Source organism: Amycolatopsis xylanica (genome assembly GCF_900107045.1).
GTDB lineage: Bacteria > Actinomycetota > Actinomycetes > Mycobacteriales > Pseudonocardiaceae > Amycolatopsis > Amycolatopsis xylanica.
The window spans coordinates 91,001-116,267 of the sequence record NZ_FNON01000008.1; the positions used below are offsets into that span (position 1 = coordinate 91,001).

The 25,267-nt window shown below is 68.9% G+C and carries 18 protein-coding genes; 12 read left to right on the plus strand and 6 right to left on the minus strand.

Annotation, left to right across the window (positions count from 1 at the left end; genetic code table 11):
- Positions 1–196 precede the first annotated feature (196 nt).
- From BLV57_RS32020 to BLV57_RS43460, 9 genes are all read left to right on the plus strand, one after another.
- Positions 197–349 carry a thiazolylpeptide-type bacteriocin gene (locus BLV57_RS32020; RefSeq protein WP_094030697.1) on the plus strand — a complete coding sequence of 51 codons (153 nt, stop codon included), beginning with the start codon at positions 197–199 and terminating at the stop codon, positions 347–349.
- A complete protein-coding gene (locus BLV57_RS32025) occupies positions 349–2,808 on the plus strand; it encodes a lantibiotic dehydratase (RefSeq protein WP_091295320.1) in 2,460 nt (819 codons plus the stop codon). Before BLV57_RS32020 ends, BLV57_RS32025 begins: the two co-directional genes overlap by 1 nt.
- On the plus strand, positions 2,799–3,815 hold the full coding sequence (locus BLV57_RS32030; RefSeq protein ID WP_091295323.1) for a lantibiotic dehydratase C-terminal domain-containing protein: 1,017 nt from the start codon (positions 2,799–2,801) through the stop codon (positions 3,813–3,815). The genes BLV57_RS32025 and BLV57_RS32030 overlap by 10 nt, the downstream gene beginning before the upstream one ends.
- On the plus strand, positions 3,812–5,089 hold the full coding sequence (locus BLV57_RS32035) for a hypothetical protein (protein ID WP_091295326.1): 1,278 nt from the start codon (positions 3,812–3,814) through the stop codon (positions 5,087–5,089). Before BLV57_RS32030 ends, BLV57_RS32035 begins: the two co-directional genes overlap by 4 nt.
- Positions 5,086–6,867: a TOMM precursor leader peptide-binding protein gene (locus BLV57_RS32040; protein ID WP_091295329.1), complete on the plus strand. Its 1,782-nt coding sequence runs from the start codon at positions 5,086–5,088 to the stop codon at positions 6,865–6,867. Before BLV57_RS32035 ends, BLV57_RS32040 begins: the two co-directional genes overlap by 4 nt.
- Before the next feature lie 11 nt (positions 6,868–6,878).
- A complete protein-coding gene (locus tag BLV57_RS32045) occupies positions 6,879–8,387 on the plus strand; it encodes a thiopeptide-type bacteriocin biosynthesis protein (protein WP_218134921.1) in 1,509 nt (502 codons plus the stop codon).
- A gap of 80 nt (positions 8,388–8,467) precedes the next feature.
- Positions 8,468–10,690, plus strand: a complete 2,223-nt coding sequence (locus tag BLV57_RS32050; protein WP_091295335.1) for a right-handed parallel beta-helix repeat-containing protein — start codon at positions 8,468–8,470, stop codon at positions 10,688–10,690.
- 24 nt (positions 10,691–10,714) lie between these two features.
- Positions 10,715–11,554, plus strand: coding sequence for an SDR family NAD(P)-dependent oxidoreductase (locus tag BLV57_RS32055; protein ID WP_091295338.1), 840 nt, complete (start codon positions 10,715–10,717; stop codon positions 11,552–11,554).
- Between the two features lie 252 nt (positions 11,555–11,806).
- Positions 11,807–12,457, plus strand: a complete 651-nt coding sequence (locus BLV57_RS43460) for a VldE C-terminal domain-containing protein (RefSeq protein WP_176968898.1) — start codon at positions 11,807–11,809, stop codon at positions 12,455–12,457.
- Between the two features lie 56 nt (positions 12,458–12,513).
- Here the strand turns inward: BLV57_RS43460 and BLV57_RS32065 are convergent, their stop codons facing one another.
- Positions 12,514–14,412 carry a S8 family serine peptidase gene (locus tag BLV57_RS32065; protein ID WP_245757605.1) on the minus strand — a complete coding sequence of 633 codons (1,899 nt, stop codon included), beginning with the start codon at positions 14,410–14,412 and terminating at the stop codon, positions 12,514–12,516.
- Positions 14,413–14,628: 216 nt separating this feature from the next.
- On the opposite strand from BLV57_RS32065, the gene BLV57_RS32070 reads away from it, so the two are divergent.
- Positions 14,629–15,219 (plus strand): hypothetical protein, encoded by a 591-nt coding sequence (locus BLV57_RS32070; RefSeq protein ID WP_091295342.1) that lies wholly within the window; start codon positions 14,629–14,631, stop codon positions 15,217–15,219.
- Here the strand turns inward: BLV57_RS32070 and BLV57_RS32075 are convergent.
- The 4 genes from BLV57_RS32075 to BLV57_RS32090 form a co-directional block, all read right to left on the minus strand.
- Positions 15,197–16,591, minus strand: a complete 1,395-nt coding sequence (locus tag BLV57_RS32075) for a WS/DGAT/MGAT family O-acyltransferase (RefSeq protein ID WP_245757621.1) — start codon at positions 16,589–16,591, stop codon at positions 15,197–15,199. The two genes, BLV57_RS32070 and BLV57_RS32075, sit on opposite strands and share 23 nt — an antisense overlap.
- A gap of 542 nt (positions 16,592–17,133) precedes the next feature.
- Positions 17,134–18,072: a LamG domain-containing protein gene (locus tag BLV57_RS32080; protein ID WP_091295346.1), complete on the minus strand. Its 939-nt coding sequence runs from the start codon at positions 18,070–18,072 to the stop codon at positions 17,134–17,136.
- Positions 18,072–20,138, minus strand: coding sequence for a PQQ-dependent sugar dehydrogenase (locus tag BLV57_RS32085; protein WP_091295349.1), 2,067 nt, complete (start codon positions 20,136–20,138; stop codon positions 18,072–18,074). Before BLV57_RS32085 ends, BLV57_RS32080 begins: the two co-directional genes overlap by 1 nt.
- A 100-nt stretch (positions 20,139–20,238) precedes the next feature.
- Complete coding sequence (locus BLV57_RS32090) at positions 20,239–21,390, minus strand: polysaccharide deacetylase family protein (RefSeq protein ID WP_091295352.1); 1,152 nt, start codon at positions 21,388–21,390, stop codon at positions 20,239–20,241.
- 125 nt (positions 21,391–21,515) lie between these two features.
- On the opposite strand from BLV57_RS32090, the gene BLV57_RS32095 reads away from it, so the two are divergent.
- Complete coding sequence (locus BLV57_RS32095) at positions 21,516–21,968, plus strand: GNAT family N-acetyltransferase (protein WP_245757606.1); 453 nt, start codon at positions 21,516–21,518, stop codon at positions 21,966–21,968.
- Here BLV57_RS32095 and BLV57_RS32100 read toward each other — a convergent pair.
- A complete protein-coding gene (locus BLV57_RS32100; protein WP_176968899.1) occupies positions 21,949–22,899 on the minus strand; it encodes a DNA polymerase domain-containing protein in 951 nt (316 codons plus the stop codon). The genes BLV57_RS32095 and BLV57_RS32100 overlap by 20 nt on opposite strands.
- Before the next feature lie 208 nt (positions 22,900–23,107).
- On the opposite strand from BLV57_RS32100, the gene BLV57_RS32105 reads away from it, so the two are divergent.
- Positions 23,108–25,267: a discoidin domain-containing protein gene (locus tag BLV57_RS32105; protein ID WP_245757607.1), complete on the plus strand. Its 2,160-nt coding sequence runs from the start codon at positions 23,108–23,110 to the stop codon at positions 25,265–25,267.

The following is a 25,267-nucleotide window of genomic DNA, read 5'->3' on the forward strand; positions in this document are numbered from 1 at the left end:
GCATTTTTACCCACGGGGAAACCCGGGATGGCCGCACGCTCATTACGCTGAATAGCCCACGTCCCCTATATGCGTTTCTCACCCCTACCGCAAAACAGGAGTGTTCAACTCGTTCGAACCGGCGTTACCGTTTCCCTTGAGATTTCTGGCCAAGAACTCGAGCCTCCCTTTCCCGCTTTCCCCTCAAGGAGAACCTATGTCCGATTTCGAACTCGACTCCCTCGACCTCGGCGAGCTGACCGTCACGTCATTGCGTGACACGGTCGCGCTGCCCGAGACCGGCGCGTCCTGGGGCTCCTGCTCCTGCCAGGGTTCGTCTTCCTGCAGCCAGCAGCCCGTAGAGCAGTAGTGCCCGAACCGACAGCGACGCGGACATCGAGTGCGTGCGGGGCGGTTCTCGCCCCGTACGCGCTCGTCCGTGGTGCCGCGGCCGCTTATCCCGGCGAGCGCGCGGCGAGCGCTGCATTCCGAGGGATACTGGCCAGGCTGACCGTGCTCGAAAGTGAGCTGGCGGCACTCGCTCCGGTGCTCTGTGACGCTTTATATGTCAGTTCCGGAACCCATTCGGCCGCATTTCATCGCGACGTGGTCCTGCCGTTGCGGCGCGCGGTGTTCAACGGCCGCGAACCGGCGCTCGACCGGCTCGGCGATCTGCCGCGCCGCGTTCCCGAGCTGGCCGCCTGGCTGGGCGCCCGTGCCGAGCACGAGGCCGCCCGCGAACAACTCGCCGGGCTCGCCGCCGAGGCGCTCGCGGCCGACCGCGAGAACCTGACCGAGCTGTGCGCCGACCCGGCTTTACGCAAAGCCATCGCGCTGACCAGTGAAGATCTGCTCCGCGCGGTCTTGCGCACGAGCGCGACGCCGGACAAGCGCGGCCGCAAGGCCGAGCCGACCGTGCTGCGCTATGCCTTGCGCGCCAGCACCAAGACCAGCCCGCTGTCGTGGTTCACCTTCGTCGGCTGGGGCAGGCTCGACGACCACCGCACGAGCGACGGCTGGCCGTCCGACGCGCATCTGGCGATCGTCACCACCGCCAACCGCGCGCTCGTCGAAACCTTCCTCGACGCCGTGCTCACCGAAGAGCGCAGCCGCACCCTGCCGCACCACCTCACCAGCGAACCCCGCATCGAAGACGGCCGCGCCACGTTCCTGCGCACCCGGCTGCAGCTCGCGGGCGGGCGCTTCCTCACCTCGGCCGAAGACGAGGTCACGGTCGCCCACAGTGGACCGCTCGGCCTCGTGCTCATGTTGGCGCGCAAGGGAATCCTGCTCGACGACCTCATCGCCGAACTCACCAACCGGCTGGGCAGACCGGCTGACAAGTACGTCGGCCAGCTCGTCAGCGCGGGCCTGCTCGTCCCGTCCGCGCCGATCGACCCTCAGTCCGCCGACGCCGTGCGCGACCTCGCGGACTGGCTCCGGCCGGGCCCGCTCGCCGAGCGGCTCGACGAGATCGCCGACGCGACCGCCGCTTTCGGCGCCACCGGACCCGAACAACGGCAGCAGGCCCTCAACGCGCTCGGCGCACGCTGGACCGCGTTGTTCGAGGCGATCGGCCGTCCTGGACCGGCCGCACCCGTGCTCACCGAAGACGTGATCATCCGCGAACCGTTGCCACTGGGCGGTTTCCTCTCCCCCGACGACCACACGGCGCTCGGCGAGATCGCCGCGGTCGCCGAACGCTTCGACCTCGGCCACACCCTGCGCGGCGCGCTGCGCGAGCGGTTCGTCGCCCGCTACGGCGCCGGCGGCGTCTGCCCGCGCCCCTGGGAATTCGCCTCCGAAGTCCGCGACACCTGGAAAACCCTCACGACCACCGAACCGGCGCCGACCAGCGACCACCCGCTCGACGAGGTCACGCTGCCCGAAGCGCTGGTCCGCGAGGCGGCCGCGACGTCACCGCACCGTCCGATGTCGTACTCGTTCTTCGTCCAGAACGACCCCGGCACCGGCCTGCTCTGCGTCAATCACCTGCACGGCGGCTGGGGCCGCTTCACCAGCCGTTTCCTGCCCTCGCTCGACCCGGCCGCCGCCGAAGCCGTGTCCCGGCAGCTCCGTGGTCACCTCGCCAGGCCGGTGCAGATCCGCCCGGTCGGCGGGTTCAACGCCAACCTGCACCCGAAGCTGGTCGCGGACGAACTCGGCGACGACCCGCGCTGGTCGTCGCTCACCGAGTCGGACCTCGAACTCTTCGACGACGGCACCGAACTGCGGCTCCGGCTGAAGACCACCGGCGAGGCGCTCGACGTGCTCTATCCCGGGTTCCTCGCGCCGGTCATGCTGCCGGACCGGCTGGCCCCGTTCCTCAACGACTTCCCGACCGGGCTGGCGACGTTCCGCTCGCTCATTCCCCAGTACAGCAAGGCAATCCCCGGCGGCGTGCTCACTACGACGCCACGGCTGCGGCACGGGAACGTCGTGCTGCGCCGTCGCCGCTGGCTGCTCGAAGCGGGCACGGTCGACAGGCTGAGCGCCGACCTGGCCGCCGAGGACGTGCCGGTCCGCGCGGCCGCGAAGTGGCGCGCGCTGCTCGGCCTGCCCGAGCAGGTCTTCCTCCACCCGGTAGCCCCCGCCGGCGGCGAGCGCTCGGCCGCCGGGCTGCTGAAGTACCTGCAGCAGCCGAAACCGCACCTGGCCGACCTCGGGTCCGCGCTGCACCTGCGCAGTCTCCGCAAGTGGCTGGCCAGGCACGAGAACGGTGTCGTGTTCGAAGAGGCACTGCCCGCGGCGGGCGGGCGCGCCCAGCCGCGCCGCGCGGTCGAGCTGGTCGTGGAGACCTACCGGAACGGAAGTCCACAATGGACGTGATCTGCCACTACCACCATCCCGTCAAGGCCCCGCTCCTGCGCGAGGCGATCCTGCCGATCGCGGAAGAGCTGGCCGGAGCCGGGCTCGGCGTCCACCTCGAGCGGCACTGGCTGCACGGCCCGCACATCCGGATCGCGCTCCGCGACGCGGAGGCCGAGTCACATGCCGCCGAGGCCGCCGTCCGGCTGCGCAAATACCTGAGTACGCGGCCGTCGACGGCGGACATCGACACGGCGACGCTGCTGGCCGAGGCCGCCGAAGCCGGACCGGTCGAGCTGCTGGAACCACCGTACGAACCGATCTGGCCGGACAACACGGTCCGCGTGGAACCGGCGAGGGTCCTGCCCACGCTCGGCCCCGACGGTGTCGGCGTCCGCACCGAACTGCTCCGGCTCGGCGTGCCCGCCGTGCGTGCGGCCTGCGAATTCCTCGGTGACCACGGGGATTCCGCCGCGTCGCGGCTGCAGATCGCCATGGTCGCGTTGACCGCGCACGCCGCGCGCTACCCGGCCGGGCTGACCGCCGGCTACCACTCGTATCTCTCGCATCTCGAGGACTTCCTCGCCAACGACGACCCGGACGGCCGCCTCGCCGCCCAGTTCGAAGCGCAGTGGAACCGTCACCGCGCCCAGGTATTGGCGTTGGTCGAACGTGTGACGGACGGCGAGGAAGCGTGGACCGCCTGGTCCGGCGCGGCTTGGCGGCACGTCGAATCCCGGCTCGAGGCGGGCGCCGACCTGAGCGGTGGCGCCGGGCGGCGGCGCGAGAGGTTCAGCGAATACCACCAGCTCATGCACCAGGCCGACCCCGAAGGCGCGATGCGCGTGCGGCCGGACATCCTGACCTATCGGTGGTGCACGAACATGCTCTATCAGCTCCTCATGCTCTGCGACCTGCGGCCGCTGGAGCGTTATCTCGCCGCCTACCTGGTCACCCGCGCGGTCCCGGTGCTCACCGGGCACGACTGGCGCGCCGAAATGGCCACCGCGATCCGGAGCCGTCGATGACCCGCCTGCGCCCGGGTGTCCGGGCCACCGCCGTCCGGGACGGGGTGCACGTCCGTGGCTGGTCAGGCAGCTTCACCGTGGCGGGCGCGAGCGCGGTTCCCCGGCTGTGGCAACGACTTGAGGACGCGTTGCGACTCGGTGACCCGGACGCCTTGCTCGCGCAAGCCGGGCCCGGCGCGCGGCGGGTGCTGACGACACTGCTCGACACGTTGGCCGAGCACGGCATGCTCGTGTCCGAAGAGGACACCGATGACTGGTTCGGCGCGATCGCGCCTCACCCCGGTGTCGCGGCGCGGACGGCACGTGGCCTGACCGTCACCGTGCGCGCACCCGAGAACGATCTGCTGGCGACAGCCGTGTGCCGGTCGCTGTCCCGCTTCGGTATCGCGACGGCCAGGGTTCCCGGTCCGCGCGGCCCGGTGCTCCTGTCCACTTCGGACCATGCCGTGGCGGTGGGCGAAGGCGGCGGCACCGCGTTCGTCAGCGAGCCGGGCCCTCCCGGCCGGGCCAGGGCCGACGGCCGCGCGTTGACCGCCAGGCTGGGCCTCAAGCGTGCCGAACCCGCCGCCGATCCGCTGATCTCGCTGGTCGCGGGCACGGCCGTGCAGCGGCTGCTGGCCGCCGCGACCGGACTGCCCGACCCGGCGAGCTACGGCGACGACCCGCGTCTGCTGCCCGGCTGCGCGGCCGTGCTGATCGCCACCGCGAACGGCGCCGAGTATCACCCGTGGCAGCCGCGTACCCAGCCGACCACGCTCACAGAAGCACTGCGGCTGGTGGAAGCCTTGGGCGACAACAAGATCGGCTGTCTTCCCGAGTCGGTGCCGGAGGCGCTCCCCCAGCTGCCCGTCGCGCTCGCGCGCTGCGGCGATGTGCTGGGGAGCGCGGTGCGCACCGATCTGGCCAGGATCGAAGCCGCCTGCGCGGCCGCCGAACATCTGCTCGGCGTCGACACCGTCGGCGTCAACCGCGAGCACGCGGAAGGCCGGGCACTGCGTAAAGCCGCCGCGAAGCTGCAAGGCGTCGTGACGATCGAAGCCACCCAGGAGGATGCGATGAGGTTCGTCTCGCTGGCGGCGACCGGCCGGGCACAGGCACGGCTCGCGGGATTCGACCCGCGCCACCTCCCGGTACCCAGCGGCGCCCTGTCCACTTTGGATGGTGTGGATGTGCCTTGGCTCAAGGAAATCGCCGACCGCGAGGCCCAGCTGCGGCACAACCTCGATCGGCTCGTCGGGCCGCAGCAGTTCCTCACGCTCGGGGACATCGCATGATCGACGCGCTCAGCGAGACCCTTCCGGTGCTGACACTCGCCGAAGCGCTCGCCATCACCGACGGCTCCGCCGTGGTCGTGCTGGCCGACTGGACCCCGCGCGAGGCCGCCGCGCTCGCCAGGCACGCGTCGCGCACGGACGTCCTGCACCTGCCGATCCGCTTCGACGGCGCGCTCGTCCTCGTCGGGCCGGTGCTGCGCCGGGGCGTCACCGGCTGCCTGCACTGCGCCGAAAAGCAGCGGCTGACGACCGCGCGCACCCCGCGTCACGACCCTGACCTGCTGCTTGGCGGATTACCGTCACCCGCGCTGCTCGACGGGATCGCCGCACTCGCCGAGTCGATCCTCCTCACACCGGAGCCCGGCGTGGTCTGGACCTTGCACGGCGGCCGGGGCACCTGGTCGAGGCACGAGATCCGGCCGGTCGGCGGCTGCGACGTCTGCGCTCCCCTGCCGGACGACGAGCCGGAGCGGTTCGCGCTCGAACCCCGGCCACTGCCCGATCCCTCGGTGCTGCGCCAGCCGAACCCGCGGACCTCACTCGAAAACCTGCGCGAAACCCTGCACGACCCGGTTTTCGGCCCGGTCCAGCACGTCTACCGCACCGAGGACTCGGTGTTCGGGCTGACCAGCGCGCTCATCGCGCGTGGCCTGCCGTTGCCGGAAGGCGGCTTCGGGCGCGGCGCCGACTTCCACGGCAGCGAGCGCGTCGCGCTGCTCGAAGCGCTCGAACGCTACGCGGGCGCGCAGCCGACCGGCCGCCGGACGGCGCTGCGCGCGTCGTTCGCGGAGCTGGGGCCGGACAAGGCGCTCGACCCGGAACGCCTCGGCCTGCCCGATCCCGCCTACCACGGGCATCCGTCCGCGCCGACCGTCCCGTATCACCCCGATCTCGAACTCGCCTGGGTGCACGGCTGGTCGCTCAGCCGCGACCGCTCGGTGGCCGTGCCCGAGCACGTCGCCTACTGGGATCCGCCCGGTTCGGCGCGCGTCGTCTACGAATGCTCCAACGGCTGCGGGCTCGGCAACAGCCCCGAGGAAGCCGCGCTGTACGGGCTGTTCGAGATCGCCGAGCGCGACGCGTTCCTGATGGCCTGGTATCAGCGCAAGCCACTGCCGCCGGTCCGGATTCCCGGCGACCTGGTCACGTCCACGCTGGTCGGCCGGGCAGCCGAGCTGGGCTATCGGGTCACGGTCGTCAACGCCACCAACGATTTCGGCATCCCCGCGATGGTCGCCATCGCCCGCTACGAGGGTGCCGACCAGGACGCTCCGCAGGCCTTCATCGCGGCGGGCGCGCACCACGATCCAGCCACGGCCGTCCGGTCGGCGATCTCCGAGCTGGTGTCGAACGTCGGTTACGTGACCAGGCGCGCCACCGCCGAGCCCGGCTGGCGTGACCTCGACCGGCTGCGGCGGATGTTCACCGAACCGGAGCTGGTGCTGACGCTCGACGACCACGTCGGCGTCAACACACTTCCGGAAGCGTTGCCGCGCATCGAAGCACTGATCGCAGACCTGCCCGAAGCCGCGCTCGCCGAGGCCCCGCCGGTGCACGACCTGACCGACCTGCTGCGCACGACCGTCGACCGGCTCGACCTCGAGGTCGTGGTGGTCCGGCTGGACGAGCCCGGCGCCCGCGACCGGCTTGGCCTGTCGTGCGTGAAGGTCATCGTGCCCGGCTCGATCCCGATGACGTTCGGGCACGTGAACCACCGCACGCGCGGGCTGCCGCGGCTCGGTGGCGACCTGTTCGTCGACCCGCACCCGTTCCCGTGAGGAGCCGCGCCGTGGAGTGGACCAGCCTGCATTGTTTCCTGCACTGCACGCCGGAGGTGGCCGACGAGTTCCTGCTCGCCGACGTCGCGCCGCTGCTGGCGGACCAAGCGTGGTTCTTCATCCGCTACGGCGAAGGCGGGCCGCATCTGCGGATCCGGGTGCGCGACGCCGATCCGGACCTCGCGGACCGGCTGCACGTGCTGGCCTCGAAGCTGCCGGAGCTGAAAGGCTCGTGGCCGTCCAAGCACGGTGAAGTGCGCGAAATCCCTTATGTGCCAGAGACTTCCCGCTACGGTGGGCCGCTGGCGCTGCCGATCGCCGAAGAGGTGTTCACCGAGTCGACCCAGGTCGCGTTGCGCGTGATCGCCGAGACGCCCGTCCGCGCGGACCGGCTGTCGGTCGCGACCACACTCGCCGTGGCGACCGGCCGCGCGCTGGGCATGGACCGGCTGGAGACCGCGCGCTGGCTGCGGCGGCATTCCCGCAGCTGGCAGCACGCGGCCGGGGTCTCGCTGCTTCCGGCGCCGGTCATCCACGCCAAGGTCAACGCCGTCTACGCGGGCCAGCGGCAGGCGCTCATCGGCCGGATCGAAGACGCCTACGCACCCGACTGGTCGGACGCGGTGAGCGCGGCGGACTCGTCGCTGGACCTGGGCGAGGCGCGGACCTGGGTATGGGCGTCACAGCTGCACATGCTGTTCAACCGCATGGGTGTGGTGCCGGACGAGGAACGCGCGGTCTGCTTGCTGACCGCACGCGCGCTGCTCGACGACGACGAGACGTTCTTCGGCGAGGACGGCCCGGACACGCAGTACCTGGAGCACAGCAAGTTCCACATCGGCGCCCGTGCCGAGTCCGCGGCGAAGACCATCCCGGTGCCGGAACGCTCGGGCGGCACACCGCTGCCGCATTCGCCGCTGCCTCCGGTGCTCCTCGGCGAGACGCTGACCAGCCGCGTCTCCACCCGAGGCGCGCTGACTGGGCCGCTCACGGCGAACGATCTGGGCACCCTGCTGTGGAACGCGCACGCGGAAACGCATCGCACGGGCGGGCACGCGCATCGGCCGTACCCGAGCGCGGGCGCGCTGTACACCGCGCGGCTGCGGCTGTTCGCCATGGCGGTCGATGGCGTCGAGCCCGGGTGCTACGAGGTCGTGCCCGAGAACCGGGCGTTGCGGCGGGTCGGCAACCTTCCGTCCACTGAGGACTTGTCGGCGTTGTCGGGATATCTCCTGCGGCCGCCGGACGACCCGTACGCGATCAACGTCGAAGCCGCGCCAGTGATGCTGGGTCTCTATGTCGACCTCGGCGTGCTGCGGCAGCGTTATGGCTTGCGGGCGTTGCGACTCGGGTTGCTGGAAGCCGGGCATCTCGCGCAGACGCTCCTGCTGGTCGCCGCGGCGCTCGGGCTCGGCGGCACGCCGATCAACGGGTTCAACGACGATCTCGCGCATGAACTGCTCGGCCTCGACGACCTGACCCAGCCACTGCAATACCTGGTCCCACTGGGCAGGCTGTGATTTGCCGTTGAGCGGGAAGGGGTGGTCTGCACCACCTCCGGCCTCCTACCGTGGTGCACGAGCCACAACGAGGAGGCACCGTGTCGAAGCTCGGCCGACTGCTGCTCGCCGGTGTCACCGGCCTGGTCACCTTCGCGTCACCGGCGTCGGCGGGCGGGCAAACCACGCTGTACGCGGCGCCGTCCGGGTCCGGCACGGCCTGCACCCAAGCCGCGCCCTGCGATCTCGAAGGCGCGCGGGCGCGGGCTTCCGCGCTGACCGACGGGCAAAGCGGCGACATCGTCGTCTACCTGCGTGGTGGGACGTATCGCCTGACGAAGCCGTTGAAGCTCGGGCCTGGCGATTCCGGGCGCAACGGATTCACCGTGGCGTACCGGGCTTTCCCTGGTGAGACACCGGTGTTGAGCGGCGCGCAGCGGGTCACCGGCTTCACGCTGCACGACGCGGCCAAGAACATCTACAAGGCGTCCGTGCCCGCGGGTACCGACACGCGGCAGCTGTTCGTCAACGGGAAGCGGGCCGAACGCGCGCGGACCGCGCTGGACGCGACGAAGTTCACCACGACCTCGACCGGGTTCACCACCACGGATCCGGCGTTCGCCAAGTTCACGAACCAGTCGGACGTGGAGATCGCGCAGGACAACAAGTGGAAGCACATGCGCTGCCCGCTCGCGTCGATCACGGCTTCGGGCGGCGGTTCGGCGTTGAAGGTGCAGCCCGCGTGCTGGGACAACAACAACACGCACGTGATCAACCGGCAGTTCCCGTTCAACGGCAACGGCTTGCCCAAGCTCGACGGCGTGACCTGGGTCGAGAACGCCTATCAGCTGCTGACGAAACCCGGTCAGTGGTACCTCGACCGCGGCGCGGCGGCGCTGTACTACATCCCGCGCGCGGGTGAGCAGATGACGACCGCCGAGGTCGAACTGCCGACGCTGGAGAACCTGCTCTCGCTGACCGGGACACCCGGCCATCTCGCGCCGGTGGACGACTCCGACGCCCGGGCCGTCTACAAAGGATCGTGGTCGGCGTCGTCCGGCCGCGCGCTCGGCGACTTCGGCGACGGCGTGCACGTCACCAAGTCGAAGGGTGCTTCGGTGACGTTCACGTTCACCGGCACCGGGCTCGACGTGCTGGCCGAGACGAACACCGACCAGGGCACGTTCGACGCCACGGTCGACGGGAAAGCTTCCAGCGGCACGGAAAAGGGCAGCACCCGGCTGGCTCAGCAAGTGGTGTTCTCGGTGAAGGGGCTCGCGAAGGGCGCGCACACGGTCACGTTGACCAGCACGAGCACGGCGAACTTCCTGGTCGACGCGTTCGTGGTGACCCCGGACGTGGTCGCGCCGGTGCACGACGTCACGGTCAGCGGTCTCACGTTCACCGGGACCACGTGGCTGCTGCCTTCGGCGGATGGCTATGTCGACAACCAGGCCGGTATCCAATGGTCGGCCAAGGCCCCGCACGATCCACTCAAGACGGCCGCCGCCGTCGAAGTCCACAGAGGACAGCGGGTTTCGTTCAGCGGCAACACGTTCACGCATCTCGGCGGCGCCGGGCTCGCGTACGCCGACGGCACGCAGAACTCGGCGATCGACCACAACACGTTCAGCGACCTCTCGGGTTCGGGTATCGCCGTCGGCGAGGTCGACGACTACTACCTCGCCGACACCGCACGGATGACGTTGTCGGACACCATTTCCGACAACATCGTCGACACACCCGGCCAGGATTACCGGGACGCGGTCGGCATCTGGGTCGGGCACAGCAAGCTGGCCACGGTGACGCACAACGAGGTCCGGCACGCGCCGTACTCCGGGATCTCGCTCGGCTGGGGCTGGGGCTACGCGTCGGCCTGCGACCTGCAAGCCAAGCAGGGGCTGCCGACGTGCCGACGCGGGACCATCTACTCAGGACAGAACAAGATCCTCGGCAACCGCGTCAACGACGTGATGCGCGTGCTGCACGACGGCGGCGCGATCTACACGCTCGGCGGGCAGACCGGCTCCGAGTTCGCGGGCAACTACCTGAGCCTGGCGCCGAATAACAACAACATGGTCTACCACGACGAGGGCAGCGCCTACTGGAACACGCACGACAACGTGATCAGCAACGGCACCGGCCGCTGGGTCGGCATGTGGACCCCGACCATCCACGACATCACGATCCACGACAACTACACCGACAACGCCGAAGTGAAGAACAAGGGCACCAAGGTGACGATCACCGCCACCACCGTGGTCACCGGCGGCAACTGGCCCGCGGCCGCGAAGGCGATCATGGCGGCCGCCGGGCCTCGGTAGCCGTTTTCCCGCACACTTGAGTCCATGGGAATCCTGGACGGCAAAGCGATCGTGGTCACCGGAGCCGGCCGAGGCCTCGGCAGGGCGTACGCCGAGCACGCCGCGGCCGCGGGCGCCGCGGTGGTGGTCAACGACGTACACGGCGCCGAAGAGGTCGCCTCGGGGATCCGCGAAACGGGCGGCCGCGCGCTCGCCAGCCCGCGCTCGGTGGCCGACCCCGGGCAGGCGGCCGCGGTCATCGACGACTGCGTCCGCGAGTTCGGCGCACTCGACGGCCTGGTCAACAACGCCGCGGTCAGCTACCACGCCGCGCCATGGGAAGACGACGACCCCGCCAGGACCCGCGCGCTGGTCGAGGTCAACATCCTCGGCACGTTCTACTGCGGCACGGCCGCCGCCAAGGTCATGCACGCGCAAGGCCGCGGCGCGATCGTCAACGCCGGGTCCGGCTCGATGCTCGGCCAGGGCCGCGCGGCGGCCTACTCGGCGTCGAAAGGCGCGGTCGCGTCGATGACCTTCTCGTGGGCGGCGGACCTGGCTCCCCACGGCGTCCGCGTCAACGGCATCTGCCCGCGCGCCTGGACCCCGATGATGGAGGCCGACCCGAACGCGGCACTGCGCAGCAACCGCGACGAGACCCCGGACCGGATGGCCCCGCTGGTGACGTACCTGCTCAGCGACCTCGCAGCGGGCGTCAACGGGCAGCTGGTCCGCTTCGCGGGCGACAAGCTCCACATCGTCCGCCACGCGGGCATCAAGGAACCCGTCCTCTCCCACGAAACCTGGACCGTCGACACCATCGCCGCCGCCTTCGACAAAGACCTGACCCCGGAGATCAGGTCCGCCAAGAACTGGGCGGTCTGAGAACGGGATAAAGCGGGCTTTATATCGGGACGCTCTTCCCCGATATAAAGCCCGCTTTATCCCGTTCTGACGTGAACCCACGTGCGTGTCCATGCGCTTACTTACCGTGGCCGTTTTCACGGCATGCAACCTGCGCCTAACCCCCTGAAGTGCTGATCTGTGCCGCTTGTCACCCGGGCGTGACTTTGGCGTTGCCGTTTCGTAATACTCGGCTCGCCCCGAGAATCCCCCGACCGAATAAGTGAGCAGAAAATGGCAGGCCGACATAGCAAGAAGCCCGCGGCATGGAAGTTGCCGACCGGACTCGCGACTTCCGTGACGGCAGGGCTCGCTCTGACGTTCTGGCTCACCAGCGGCCCAGGCGGCGAGGCCGTCGCCAACGGCGGTGCGAACATGGCGTTGCAGGCCCCGCTGCACACCACCGTTCCCACTACGTCGTCCTCGGTTCCGTCGTCGTCGGCCACCCCGACCCCGACTTCGACCCCGTCGCCGACCAGTGAGCAGCCCAAGACGAGCGCACCGGTCAAGAAGGCTCCCCCGGCCAAGGAGTGCTCGACCAGCCTGAGCGGCACGAAGCCGTACGTCGCGCAGGTCGGCAACCACGTCAAGGCCAAGTTCGGCATCGACGAGGTCGGCGGTGTCGCGAGCCGCGCCAACGCGAGCGACCACCCGGCCGGTCTCGCGCTCGACTTCATGGTCGACACCGCGACCGGCAACCAGGTGGCCGACTACGTGCTGGCGAACCAGAAGGACTTCGGCGTCAGCTACGTCATCTGGCGTCAGCGCTACAACGACGGCAGCGGCTGGGACGCCATGGAGGACCGCGGCGGCGCGACCGCCAACCACATGGACCACGTCCACGTGTCCTTCAAGTCCGGCGCCAAGGTCAACGTCACCTGCTAGAACGCGATAAAGCGGGCTTTATCCCGGTGTGGCATAAAGCCCGCTTTATCCCGGTCCTAGGACACGACCAGCGCGTAGTCGGCGTCCGTGGCCGCGGTTTCCTTGTGCGCGTCCACGTTGACCTGGGTCGCGAGGACCTCGACGGTCCACGTGCCCGGCGCCGCGCTCGCGAGCAGGACGTTCTCGACGGTGTCGACCGTGTTCGGCACACCTCCCGAAGTCGAGAAGTTGCCCGCGCGCAAGCCGTTGTTGCCGTAGTACACGGTGCCGTCCGGCGCGGTGACCTTCAGGCTCAGGTCGTTCACGCGCGCGACCGAAGCGGTCGGCGAGCCGGCCGGGTCCGTGTAGGCCAGCGTCGCCTTGAACGGCTTGGCCGCGCTGACGTTCACCGTGTACTTCTTCGACTGGCCGGTGCTCAGCAGGTCGGTCTCGTCGACCAGCACCGGCAGCTTCCAGCCGTTCGCCTTGGCCGCCTCGTGCAGCGTGCGCAGGTTCGCGGTGCCCCAGCCCTGATGCGTGCGAGTCATGTCACTTGTGGTGCCAGTGAACGGGAACTGCTCGGCGCCGTTGATGAGCAACGCTTTCGCCGTCGCCGCGTGCGGACGGCTCGCGAAGACGTCACGGGCCTTGCCGGGGCCGCCGTCGAAGACGCCGTCCGCCCACATCTGGAACAGCAGGCCCGCGTTGCCGCAGGTGATCGGCGTCGCGCCGCTCGTGCCGCCGAACGAGGTCGTGTACGAGGTGTTGCTCGACGACGAGGTCGTGTCGATGCGGTCGTAGTAGTTGGACAGCTCCGGCTTGATGCGGCCGTCGGCCGCCGGGCCGATGCTGGCGCCGCCGTTCCACTTGTCGTCGGCGCGGCTCAGCGTGTTGTAGTGGTACTGCCCGCCGACCGAGAGCACGTTCTTCGCCCACGCCTGCGGACGCGACTGCGTCGACCCGGCGTTGCTCTGCGACTGGCAGATCAGCAGGTCGTGATCGAAGACGATCCGGTCCATCTCGGCCGACACCGAGGTGTACGCCGTGGTCAGGCCGCCGCCCCAGCTGTTGCTCTGGAACACCGCGCGGTACGGACCGGCCGGGTCGACGAGCTGTTTCGTGTGGCCGTAGCGGTCGGACTTGTTGTTGGTGGCGAAGATGCCCTGGCCTTCCGGCAGCAGGCCGCGGTGCGGCGCGCTCACGCCGGACGCGAAGATCTCGCCATAGGTCGAGGTGCCGTGGCCGGTGTCGGTCGAGTTCGAGCCGTGCAGCAGCACCGGCTTGGCCTGGAACTCCTGGTGCGTCGCGCGGACGCCGCCGTCCATCACCTCGCCGCGCACACCTTGGCCGCGATAGCCGGCGATGGTCTCCAGATAGTTGGCGCCGCCCGCTTCGCGAGCGTTCGCCATGTCGGTCTCAGGATCGGACACCGCGCCGACCGCGAGAACCTCCGGCGACTGGGCGATCGTCGAAGCCTGACCGTAGCCGAGCAGCGCGACGATGTGCTGGCCGCTCTCCGAAATCGCCTCGACGTGCCCGCCGAGACGCAGGATCTGCTCGGCGATCGCGCGCTGGTCGGCCGTGTCCGTCTCGACCAGCGTGACGAGGTAACGACCGGTCGACGCCATCGACAGCTCGAGCTTGTCCGACGCCCGGTATTCGCCGATCCAACGCACGAAATCCAATTCCGAGGCGGATTTCCGCGCTTTTTCACTCATACGCACGACGTAAGCGAAATCGGGAATGTAAGAACCGATTCGCACGCCGAGTCCGCGCAATTTCTGGCGTTGTGCGTCGGTGAGGCTGTCGCGGACCTGCAGCAGGTAGGCGCCGCGCCAGCCAGCCGTGATCGCGGCCGACCGCTGCGCGAGCGGGTCGAATGTCCGCCCGGCCAAGTGAATCAACCGGGTTTCGCCGGGAGCCGCGGCCACCGCGGCCGCGGGCACTGCGCTGGTGAGCAGGATTACGCCCAGCATGGGCGCCAGTAAGCGGGCAGACCTCGGCCGTGGCATGAATTACCTCCGGGGATCAGCGGGGACGCGGATCAGACATTACCGGCGAATTGCCAGTTGATCAGCCACCGAACGGCCCAGGAGGTGATTATCCAACCGGGGGAAATGGCGTAGTAACTGTTAACGGGGACGGCAGAATTGCCGTACTGGCCACTGATCGGGACCGGAAGGATCCGTGCGATGATTCGCGTCGCCCTCGTGCTGCTGACCCTCACCGCGCTCACCGCTTGCGGTCCGGGCACCCCGCCCCCGCCTCCCGCCTACAAACTGACCGGCGACGCCTGTTCCGCGACCGACACCGCGGAACTGGCGGCCCTCACCGGCGACACCTCGGCCAAGGGCGAGGCGGAGAAGCTGAAGCCCGGCTACACCGGCGGCGCTTGCAAATGGACCTTCGATGGCGGCAAGGGTTACGTCATGCTCAACACCTTCATCGCGATCCACCCGACCGACGAAGCGTCGAAGAAGATGCACGACGATTTCCGGGTTTCCGACGCGAAAGCCGACGCGTCGAGCGACGACAAGACCGTGACCGACGTGAAGGATCTGGGCACGACCGCCTACCTGTACCGCGAGCACGACGACAAGACCCCGTGGAAACCGGCCGACCAGTGGCTGTACAAGTTCGGCGTCCAGCACGGGACGCTGACGCTGACGGTCCTCGCCAACGGCTACGCGCGCGAAGCCGATGGCTGGCCGTCGAAAGAGCAGGACCTTCAGGACAAGGTCAAGGCGATCGCATCGGGGATCATGAAGAAGCTGGCTGGCTGACCTCGGCGAGCAGCGAGTCGAACCCGCCGCGGATGCCGTCGGCGAGCAGCTGGACGTCGGGCACGCCGTCGAAGTCCGCGTTGACGCCGAAGGTGATCTGGTCGAGGTAGGAGAAAATGCCGATCGAGATCCGCAGGGTGCTGGCGATCGGCACGTACGGGTACATCTCGGTCATCGGCCTGCCGAGGAAGTAGAGCGGCACACGCGGGCCGGGCACATTCGTGGTGACGGTCTGCAGCAGCTGCTGCGGGAACCGCATCGCGGTGCGCGAACCGAGCGCCAGCAGCGTCGGCGCGGCGAAGTCACCGAGCCCGGTGATGACGTCCGCGCCGGCGGCCTGGCGGCTGCTCTTGAGGTCGTCCATCTGCGCGCGGACGGCGGCCAGGCGCTTGAGCGGGTCCGGCTCGCTGACCGGGAGGTTGACCAGCACGGCGCTCACCCGGTTGTTGAGCTTGTTGTGCTCGTCCTTCGACCGCATCGACACCGGCACCATGGTCCGCACGACCATGCCGTCGGTCAGCTCGCCGCGCTTGGCCAGCAGGTCATGGAAGCCGCCGCTGATCGCGGTGAGGATGACGTCGTTGACCGTGCCGCCGGTGACCTTGCGGATCTGCTTGATCTCGGCGAGGTCCGCCTTCGCCCACACCCAGCGCCGGTGCGGCCCGATCGGCCCGTTGAGCGAGGTCGCCGCGCGGGTGGTGAGCCGCTTGACGGTGCCGGGCAGGCTGCCGGCCAGCGCGCGGCCGACGTCGAGCAGCTCAGACGAGCTGCGCAGCCTGCGCGCGAGCCCCGGGATGGCCGACAGGTGCTTGACCGGAGTGGCCACGGCGTCCTTCAGCCCGGAGCCGACCAGGTCCAAGGTGGACGGTGCGGGTTCCGGCTTCCACTCGGCCACCTCGCCGATCTCGGTGGCGTCCGCCCGGAAGTCGAGCAGCATCTGCATCAGGTCGGTGCCCGCGACGCCGTCGATCATGCAGTGGTGGACCTTGGAGATCAGCGCCCAGCGGCCGCCCTCGAGCCCCTCGACCAGCCACATCTCCCACAGCGGCTTCGAGAAGTCGAGCCGCTGCGCGAAGACCCGACCGGCGAGGTTGCGCAGCTGGTCGTCGTTGCCGGGAGACGGGACCGCCGTGTGCCGGACGTGGTACAGGATCTGGAAGTGGTCGTCGTCCACCCAGACCGGGCGGCCGACGTGCAGCGGCAGGCTCTTCACCCGCTGCCGGTACCGGGGCACCCCGTCCAGCTTCGACATCAGCCGCCGGATGACATCGCCGTACGACGGCGCGGGGCCCTCGAACACCAGCACCGACCCGACGTGCATCGGCACGTTCTCGTCCTCGACAAAATAGAAACCCGCGTCCATCGCGCTCATTCGATCCACAGCGGTCAACTGTAAAGGTCAAGGGCAGGTCACGGCGAGGGACCAAACCGGTGAGATGTGCGCCTCACCTGCGCATATGCCGGTGACCGGGGTCACCCGTTCGCCCCCAAACAAGTCCACTGTGGACCTCGGCCCGCCCTCGCTCGGGGTCGTGAGTGGTATGGCCGGTTAGAACCGGCCGGAACACTCACGACCCCGTGTCGAGTGGTCGCATACGAGCGAAAGCCGAGTTTGGGCCATTGGACGGCCAAAACTCGGCTTTCGCTCGTATGCAATCTGGTGAGGGGCCCCTTCACCCGGCTAAGGAATGTATGAAGGCTCCCCTCATACAACGCCGACTGTATGAAGGCTCCCTTCATACGCCGAGAGCTGTATGAAGGCTCCCTTCATCTCGCTCAGCTGGATGAGGGCTCCCTTCATACAACGCGAGGTGGATGAAGGGAGCCTTCATACAGCCGCCCAGACCGGGGTCGTGAGTGGTATGGCCGGTTAGAACCGGCCGGAACACTCACGACCCAACGCGCACGAGTCCGCTAGAACAGGCGGGCCCAGTGGTACTGGAGGTAGACCTCCCAGGGCTTGGCGGCGCGGTCGAGGAACATCAGGTTGTCCATGCGGCAGTTGCACGGGTTGCCCTCGCGGGTGTTCTGCGGGAAGCTGCCGCCGATCTTGATGCCGAGCGGGTTCGTCGCCGAGGCGAGGTCCGGCTCCGGCTCGCCCGCGACGGCCCACGGGTCGCCCTTGTCGACGTAGAACCCGTCGACCGGGGAGCCGTTGCGGTACAGGGCCATCGTGCCGTTGTCGTAGTCGAACGTCGCCGCCAGGAACACCCATTCGTTGAGCGGCAACAGCTTCTGCCAGTCCTCGGTGGCGGCGAACGTCTGCGAGGCGGCGCCGTCGACCCGCCTGCCCAGCGCCACCAGGTGCAGTTTGCCGTCCACGTTGATCAACTCGAGCAGCGCGCGCACGGCGTGGCCGTCGGAGTTGCCGGACAGCAGGCCGACCAGGCCGACCGCGCCGTAGCGGGCGCCCGGGGTCGATGAGCCGGGGTTGGGGCTCGGGTTCTCGCCGGTCATCTTGACCCAGCCCATGATCGTCGCCTCTTTGGCCCCGTTGAACGCCTTGAGCGTCGGCTGGCCACCGGGCGTGTAGAGCCCGGCCTTCCAGTCGTCCGTGCCCTTCACCGTCGGGTTGACCTGCTTGACCTGCAACGAATTCCGGCTGGACACGCCGTCGCGCACGCGCATGTCCGCGCCGCCGTTGATGAGGTTGATGGTCGTGCCGGACTTCCCTTGGTCCGCCTCCTGCGCGGGCTGGCCTTTCACCGGGTGCTCGAAGTCGTAGTAGGCGACCAGATTCCTGGCCAATGTCGGGAAAACGCCGCGAGGCCAGTGCTCCACCGTCGCCCCGGCGGGGACCGCCAGCGACAAGCCGAGCACCACCGCCAGCGGCAACGCCAAAAGCCGTTTCATCATTTCTCCCTGGTGCCGGTGACGGTCAGGTCGCGCAGGCGCCCGATGTTGTCGAACGAGCCGAAGCCGACCCGGCCGGACTTGAACGTGGGGTCGATCGCGGTCATCAGCGGCGCGTCGGAACCGTCGACGTAGACCGCGATCTCGCCGGTCGCCGCGCAATGCGTCACTTCGACGTCATGCCACCGCGCGTCCTTGACCGCGGGCTGCGCGCCGACCGAGCGCGCGGCGTCCCATTGGTCGTCGATGCGGAGCCGGTCGGCGTTGTTGACCGCGAAGATCCCGTTGTGCGGATAGATCGTGTTGTCCTGCGAGAGATGCGCGTAATAGAACTGCGTGTCCGACTGGTAGCCGAACACGATGATCACGTCGCGGTTGGGGATGTCGACCGGGGTGTCCAGCCGGACCTCGGCGTCGATCCGCACCGAACCGAACGCCGGCCCCTTGGTCAGCACGGCGTATTCGAACGGCCTGCGCGGGCCCGGCCGCTGCTCCCCCGCCTGCGCGAGCACCACCTCACGGCCGGGGAACTGCCACTTCGCCGGGGTGACCGGCGCCCAGTCCTGAGCACTCATCGCGTGCGAGACCTCGGTGTGCCCGACCCGGCAGTCCGCGAACCGGCGCGTGCCGGTGATCTTCCAGATCTTGCCGTTCGCCTTGGCCGTCAGGTACAGCTCGCCGGACTGGTCCTGGCCGAACCGCAGGTCGACGCGCGGGTCGCCGGCGAGTTCCTTCATGGTGACGCGCTTGCCTGCCTCGTTGTAGAGCATCAGCTGCTGGACCTTCGCCAGCGGCGCGCCGAGCCTCATCTCACGCACGTCGCTGTAGAGCACGGTGCCGCCGACGCCCTCGGCGAAGAGGTACTTGCCGTACAGGCCATCGAGCTTGTGTCCACGGTAGACGAACCCGCCCATGAGCGCGTTCCCGCTGTCGGCACAGGGTTTCTGGCTGGCGAGCCGGTTGTGGTCGAACGCGGCGACCGGGTAGGTGTAGCCGAACTTCTTGTCGTCGGGCGGCAACGGGAAGACACCACAGCTGGGATCGCCACGCTTGTAGAGGAACGGGCCTTCCCGTTCACTCCAGCCGAGATTCGCGCCGGGCGTGATCTCGTAGACCGACTCGACGGCCTTCTCGCCGATGTGCCCGAGGAACATCGGGTGCCGCCAGCCCGCCGGGTCCCAGGTGAACCGGTACGGGTCGCGCATGCCGGACGCGTAGATCTCGCCGAGCGCGCCAGCCTTGCCCACGAATGGGTTCGCGCGCGGGACGCCGTACTTGCCGTTGGCGCCGTTCGTGCCGCGCGGATCGATGCGGAGGATCTTTCCTTGCGGCACCATAAGATCCTGCGGCACCGAGTTCTTGACGCCGACGCCACCGTCGCCGACGGCCATGTACAGCAGGCCGTAATCGGCGTCCCACCAGTGCGCGGTCGGGTTGAAGCCGATCTCCTGAATACCGTGGAGCTGGCCTTCGAACCCGAGGCGCATCACCTCGCGGTGCGTGCCGGAGAAGACGTCGGCCTTCGGGTCCGTGGCGGTCCACTCGGTGAGCACGCCCTGCGCCGTCTGCTGCTCCGGATACGCGAGGTCGGGCTTCTTGCTGGTCAGCGCGCCCCACGCCTCGGTGTGGATGGTGTAGAACCGCCCGTTCTGGGCGAAGCGCGGATGGAACGCGACGAAGCCGAACCCGCTGCCGAGCCCCTTGTGCGTGTAGAAGTCGGCGCCGGCCGCCTCCGCGCCGACGTCGAGGTAGACGTGCTGCTGGCCGTCTTTCAGGAAGTAGAGCTTGCCGTTGAGGTCGGGAACGTACAACCGGCCGGAGTGGTCCGGCAGCTCGCCGAGGTAGTTGATCCGGTTCCAGCGTTTCAACCGGCTGTCGGTCGGCGCGGGCACCGGCTCCGACTTCGGGAGCGTGGCGATCTCCTTGAGCGTGAGGCCGAGCCCGGACACGGCAGGCGTCGGCAAGGGATCGAGCACTTGCTCATCGGCGCGTGCCGACGGCGTGAGCAAGCCGGTCACCAGTACGGTGACGAGCATGGCCAGTGAGCACGGTCTGGATCTGGACATTCGCCCCACCACTCTGTGCAGTCTGAATACCTGATTCTGAAAGCGCTTTCCCACGGCGGATTTCAGACCATACAGAGGCCAAAGCGGCATAGGCAAGCGCCTAACGGACGCGAACTTCCTCAATCTCGGACGACTGCCACGAACCGCCGTGACCTTGCGAGTTCACGGTCGCGGCGAGCTTTCCGGTGACGCCGGGGGCGACACTCACGGTGAAGTCGATCGGCGGATAAGCCTTATGTGGCGCGAGAACATCGTTACGGGTGCACCTGTCACCCAAGCAGGTCCAGCCCTGCCCGGCGGCTTTCACCGGCGCCAGTCCCGCGGGCAGTTCGATGCTCACCGCCTGCACACTCCCGTCGGCGCCCTCGCGGCCACGGCTGCCGAGCGTCACCCGGAACACCCCCGTCCCGCCTGCCGGGAAAACGGCGGGGAAATGTCCCACTTCGAGACGCAACGGGCTCCTGATGAACTCATGCGGACCCGGCGCGTTTCCTGGATATACCAACGGGAGATAAGGGACCGGGTTCCCGATAAGCGGGATATCCCGAGCCGACGGCACGTAGTCATCCGGCATCACGCGACCGTCGGCGCCGACCACGCCGAAGCAATAGCCGAGCGCGCGTGCGCCGTCGATGATCTGCGGCACCGCGGCGACGGTCGCGGCGCCGGCCGGGGTGTCGATCGGGCCGTCGTGCAGTCCGATCAGCGCACCGGGCCGCAGTCCCGCGAGGATCGCGTCCCTGATCTCGGTGGCGGTCCTGGCCGGGTCCCAGTCCGTGGCGTCGATCCACTCACCGTCCTCCCGCGCGAAGATCGAGTAGCCCAGTGAGGTGAGCGTCGCCCTGGTCGGCGGGTCCGCCACGGTGTACGGCGGCCGCACCCCCTTGAAGGTCAGCGGCGCGCCGGCACTGGCCAGCGCTTCCTCGGTCCGCCGCACCTCCTTGACGACCGCGGCGGCGGGCAGTTCGGGGAGATACGGGTGCAGGTAGGTATGGCTGAGCTGGACATGGCCTTCGGCGACCTGGAACGCCGGGAGCCGCGGATTCGCGTCGACGCGCACGCCGTTGTCGAAGAAGGTCGCGTGCACCCGCTTGTCCCGCAGTACTTTCAAGGTCCGCGGCCGGTAGTACGACGGGCCGTCGTCGAAGGTGAGCGCGACGTACTGGCCGCACCCCGTCCGCGCCGGTGCGGCGACCGGCGCCGTGAGCGAGGTCAGCGCGGTGACGGCCGCGAGCGTGAGCGCAGCGAACATACCGATCCCCCAGGCAGTCGGGTAACGCGTACTCGGATGGTGCCACGGCACGGCGTGGAACGGTCCGCCGTGGCCGGAAGCTGCCGCTCGCGGAATCCGCTTGACGCGCCTTGAAAGATCAAGGCATGAGCGAGATCCGGCTACGCCCCGCCGAACCGCACGAGGCCGACGCCATCACCGCACTGGCGCGCCGGTCGAAGGCGCACTGGGGATACAGCCAGGAGTTCCTGGACCGGGTCCGCGACATCCTGGTCGTCCACCCGGAGCAGATCCACGACGACCGGGTGGTCGTGGCCGATCGCGACGGCGCGCTGCTCGGCTTCTACCGGATCGACGGCAAGCCGCCCTCGGGCGAGCTGGCGGATCTGTTCCTCGACCCCGCCTCGATCGGCACCGGGCTCGGGCGCAGGCTCTGGGAGCACGCCCTGGCGGCGGCCAAGGCGCAGGGCTTCGAGAGCCTCGACCTCGAAGCCGACCCGAACGCCGAGCCGTTCTACCTGCACATGGGCGCGGAGCGCACGGGCGAGATCGAGGTCTACCCCGGGCGGTCACTGCCGGTCATGACTGTTTCTCTCTAGCCTTCGCGCGGCGCTTGCCCTCGTGCATGGCCACCACCCTGGCGATCGGGATGGTGTGCCCCTCGGCGACGAGATCGTCCGGGAGCCGCTGCGGGGCGGGCATGGACTCCGCCCAGGGATCGCGCTCGCCCAGCAGCCCCGGCGCGGTCTTGATGGTGAAGTCGCGCGGGCTGACCTGCGCCAGGTCGTCCCAGGCGACCGGGAACGACACCGGCGCGCCGGGCCGGATGCGCGGGCTGTAGGCGGACACCACGGTCGCGCCGCCCGCGCGCGTCGAATCGAGGAACACCTTCCCGCCGCGGTCTTCCTTGATGTAGGCCGTGGTCGCGAGCCCGGGATCGATCCGCTCGGCGCGCGCGGCGAGCGCGCGCGTCGCGGCGGCGACGTCCTCGATGCCCCGCGGTTCGAGCGGGACGAAGATGTGCAGGCCCTTGGCGCCGCTGGTCTTGACGACGCCTTCGAGCCCGTCTGCGGCCAGCGCCTGGCGGACCAGGAAAGCCGCGCGGACGACCACACCGAAGTCCTCGCCCTCGGGCGGATCGAGGTCCATCACCAGGTGGCCGGGGCTGGACTCGCCGATGCGCGCCAGCGGCACGTGGTACTCGATCGAGCGCTGATTCGCCAGCCACAGCAGGGTTTTGCGGTCGTCGCAGACGACGTAGGAGACCTCGCGGTGGGACGACTCGGCCCACATCGACGCCCGGCGCACCCAGTCCGGGGTGTACTTGGCGGCGTTCTTCTGCATGAACGGCGCCTGACCGGGGCGGACGCGGAGCACCGACAGCGGCCGGTCGGCCAGGCACGGCAGGATGCGGTCGCGGACGGCGTCGAGGTAGTCGACGAGGTCGCGTTTGGTCGCGTCCGCCCCGTCGAACAGTGCCGAGCCGAGACTCGTCAGCGATACCCCGTCGCGTACCTCGTCGCTGGTCATCGCCCCACGATGCCACATCCGGACACCCCGTGCGTTTCGCTCGAAACATCAGCTCATTCGGACCCTTTATCGATTGAGTTTCGGACGTATTCCCGTCAGACATCCGATCACCTCTTGCCCAGCGTGGGCCTGCTGGCGTACATACCTCTCTGAAACCGTCGAGCACGTCTTCTCTCCGCCGCAGGGGACGTCTGTCAGGAGGCAGTTCGTGCTGGGTACGAAGAAGTACGCCTTGTTCCGCCGTGTCGGGATTCTGCTCGCCACGCTCCTGCTCGTCGCCGGGCTGGCCCCGGCGACCGCCAACGCCGAGTTGCAGCATCCACGCCAGGACTGGCTGCGCGCGTCGACCGCGGGCCTGTTCCTGCACTGGGGTATGCGCACCTCGCCCGGCTACACCAGTTGCACCGCTTGGGAATCCGCTGTCACGAACGGCGGCTGGAACGCCAAGTACTGGATCGACGAGGCCAAGAAACTGCACGCGCAGTACGTCGTGCTGGCCTCGTTCCACTCGCGGCTCGGGTACGCGCGGGCGTGGCCGTCGAACGTCCCCGGCAGCTGTTCCACCAAGCGGGACTTCCTCGGAGAGCTGATCGAGGCGGGCAAGGCGCAGAACGTCAAGGTCATCAACTACATGACCGACGACCCGCAGTGGCACAACGAGGGCGGGCACGAGTGGCTCGACTCGGCCGCCTACTCGAAGTACCACGGCAGCAACGTCGACCTGACCCAGCGGGACGGGTTCGGCCGGTTCAGCTACGACAACTTCGTCGAGGTCATGCAGCGCTACCCGGATCTCGCCGGGTTCTGGATCGACAACGACAACGCGTACTGGGAGTCGAGCGGGCTCTACGAGCGCATCCGCAAGGACCGCCCGAACTACCTGCTGAGCAACAACAACGAAGACACGCCGATCATGGACACGATCAGCAACGAGCAGAAGACCGGCATGACGCCGTCGTACGACTACCCGCAGGCCGTCTACACCGCCGCGCCGCGGCTGATCGAGGCCTGCTTCAAGCTGCCGAGCACCGGCGCGTGGTGGTACAGCGGGTCGAACTCCTCGGTCGACTACAAGCTCACGCTCGGCCGGTTCCTGACCAACAAGGGCTCGGACGTCAAGGCGCTGATGGCGGAGACCGCCATGGTGAACGGGAAGTTCCCGTCCAACCAGGAGGCGTTCAACAACTACGCGAACGGCTTCTTCGACAAGATCTGGGAGTCGATCGACGGCACCTGGGGCGGCGGCTACGACCACGCGGGCCTCAAGCCGGGCTTCTGGAACAACGGCGCGCACGGCGTGACGACCGTGAGCAAGACCAACCCGAACCTGAACTACATCCACGTCATCACGCCGCCTTCGGGCAGCACGCTTTCGGTGCGGGACAACGGGTACAAGGTCACGAAGGTGACCAACCTGCGCACCGGCGCGACGGTCGCGCACACGCAGTCCGGCGGCTCGCTCACGCTGAGCGGGGTGTCGAGCTGGGACCAGTACGACACGGTCTTCAAGGTCGAGACCAGCGGCCGCGAGGGCATCATCCCGCCGTCGACGTACACGATGAGCGCCAGCAACGCCGCCAGCGGCCACCCGGCCTCGGCCGCGGCGGACGGCAGTTACCTGACGTACTGGGACGCCTCGTCGACCCAGCCCGCTTCGCTGCGCTTCGACCTGGGCTCGGCCAAGAAGGTGCAGTACGTCGCGCTGAACCAGCGTGAGGACTCGACGACGTACCCGTCCTCGGGCTCGGCGCGGATCAAGAACTACCGCGTCTACGTCAGCAACGACGGGACCAACTGGGGCAACCCGATCAAGACGGGCGCGTTGCCCAACCACCGCGGCGTGCAGTTCATCGATCTGCCCTCGGGCACGACGGCACGGCACGTCCGCGTGGAGAAGGTGGACAGCCAGGGCAACAACCGCCTGCGCGTCGACGAGGCCTGGCTCGGCTCGGACTACGCGGCGGGCGGCGGCACGGTCCCGCCGGACCCGACGCGGATCGAGGCCGAGAACGCGACGATCAGCGCGGGCGTGGTCGAGTCCAACCACGCGGGCTTCTCGGGCACCGGGTTCGTGAACTACGACAACGCGGTGGGCAGCAGTGTCGAGTTCACGGTGAACGCCACGGCGGCGGGCCCGGCTTCGCTGAAGCTGGGGTACGCCAACGGGACCACGGTGAACCGCCCGATGGACGTCTCGGTCAACGGCACGACCGTGGCCTCCGCGGTGGCCTTCGAGGGCACCGGCGCCTGGACGACGTGGACCACGGCCACGATCCCGGTCACCCTGGTGGCCGGGGCGAACAAGGTCCGCTTCACCGCGACCACGGCCAACGGCGGCCCGAACGTCGACTACCTCCAGCTGGACTAA

Bases quoted from the DNA above. Each gene is read 5' to 3' on its own strand.
- BLV57_RS43460 (WP_176968898.1), top strand. From the start codon at position 11,807: ATGGCAGGCCGACATAGCAAGAAGCCCGCGGCATGGAAGTTGCCGACC.
- BLV57_RS32020 (WP_094030697.1), top strand. From the start codon at position 197: ATGTCCGATTTCGAACTCGACTCCCTCGACCTCGGCGAGCTGACCGTC.
- BLV57_RS32040 (WP_091295329.1), top strand. From the start codon at position 5,086: ATGATCGACGCGCTCAGCGAGACCCTTCCGGTGCTGACACTCGCCGAA.
- BLV57_RS32065 (WP_245757605.1), bottom strand. From the start codon at position 14,412: ATGCTGGGCGTAATCCTGCTCACCAGCGCAGTGCCCGCGGCCGCGGTG.
- BLV57_RS32095 (WP_245757606.1), top strand. From the start codon at position 21,516: ATGAGCGAGATCCGGCTACGCCCCGCCGAACCGCACGAGGCCGACGCC.
- BLV57_RS32055 (WP_091295338.1), top strand. From the start codon at position 10,715: ATGGGAATCCTGGACGGCAAAGCGATCGTGGTCACCGGAGCCGGCCGA.
- BLV57_RS32085 (WP_091295349.1), bottom strand. From the start codon at position 20,138: ATGTCCAGATCCAGACCGTGCTCACTGGCCATGCTCGTCACCGTACTG.
- BLV57_RS32030 (WP_091295323.1), top strand. From the start codon at position 2,799: ATGGACGTGATCTGCCACTACCACCATCCCGTCAAGGCCCCGCTCCTG.
- BLV57_RS32035 (WP_091295326.1), top strand. From the start codon at position 3,812: ATGACCCGCCTGCGCCCGGGTGTCCGGGCCACCGCCGTCCGGGACGGG.
- BLV57_RS32090 (WP_091295352.1), bottom strand. From the start codon at position 21,390: ATGTTCGCTGCGCTCACGCTCGCGGCCGTCACCGCGCTGACCTCGCTC.
- BLV57_RS32070 (WP_091295342.1), top strand. From the start codon at position 14,629: ATGATTCGCGTCGCCCTCGTGCTGCTGACCCTCACCGCGCTCACCGCT.
- BLV57_RS32100 (WP_176968899.1), bottom strand. From the start codon at position 22,899: ATGACCAGCGACGAGGTACGCGACGGGGTATCGCTGACGAGTCTCGGC.
- BLV57_RS32080 (WP_091295346.1), bottom strand. From the start codon at position 18,072: ATGAAACGGCTTTTGGCGTTGCCGCTGGCGGTGGTGCTCGGCTTGTCG.
- BLV57_RS32075 (WP_245757621.1), bottom strand. From the start codon at position 16,591: ATGAGCGCGATGGACGCGGGTTTCTATTTTGTCGAGGACGAGAACGTG.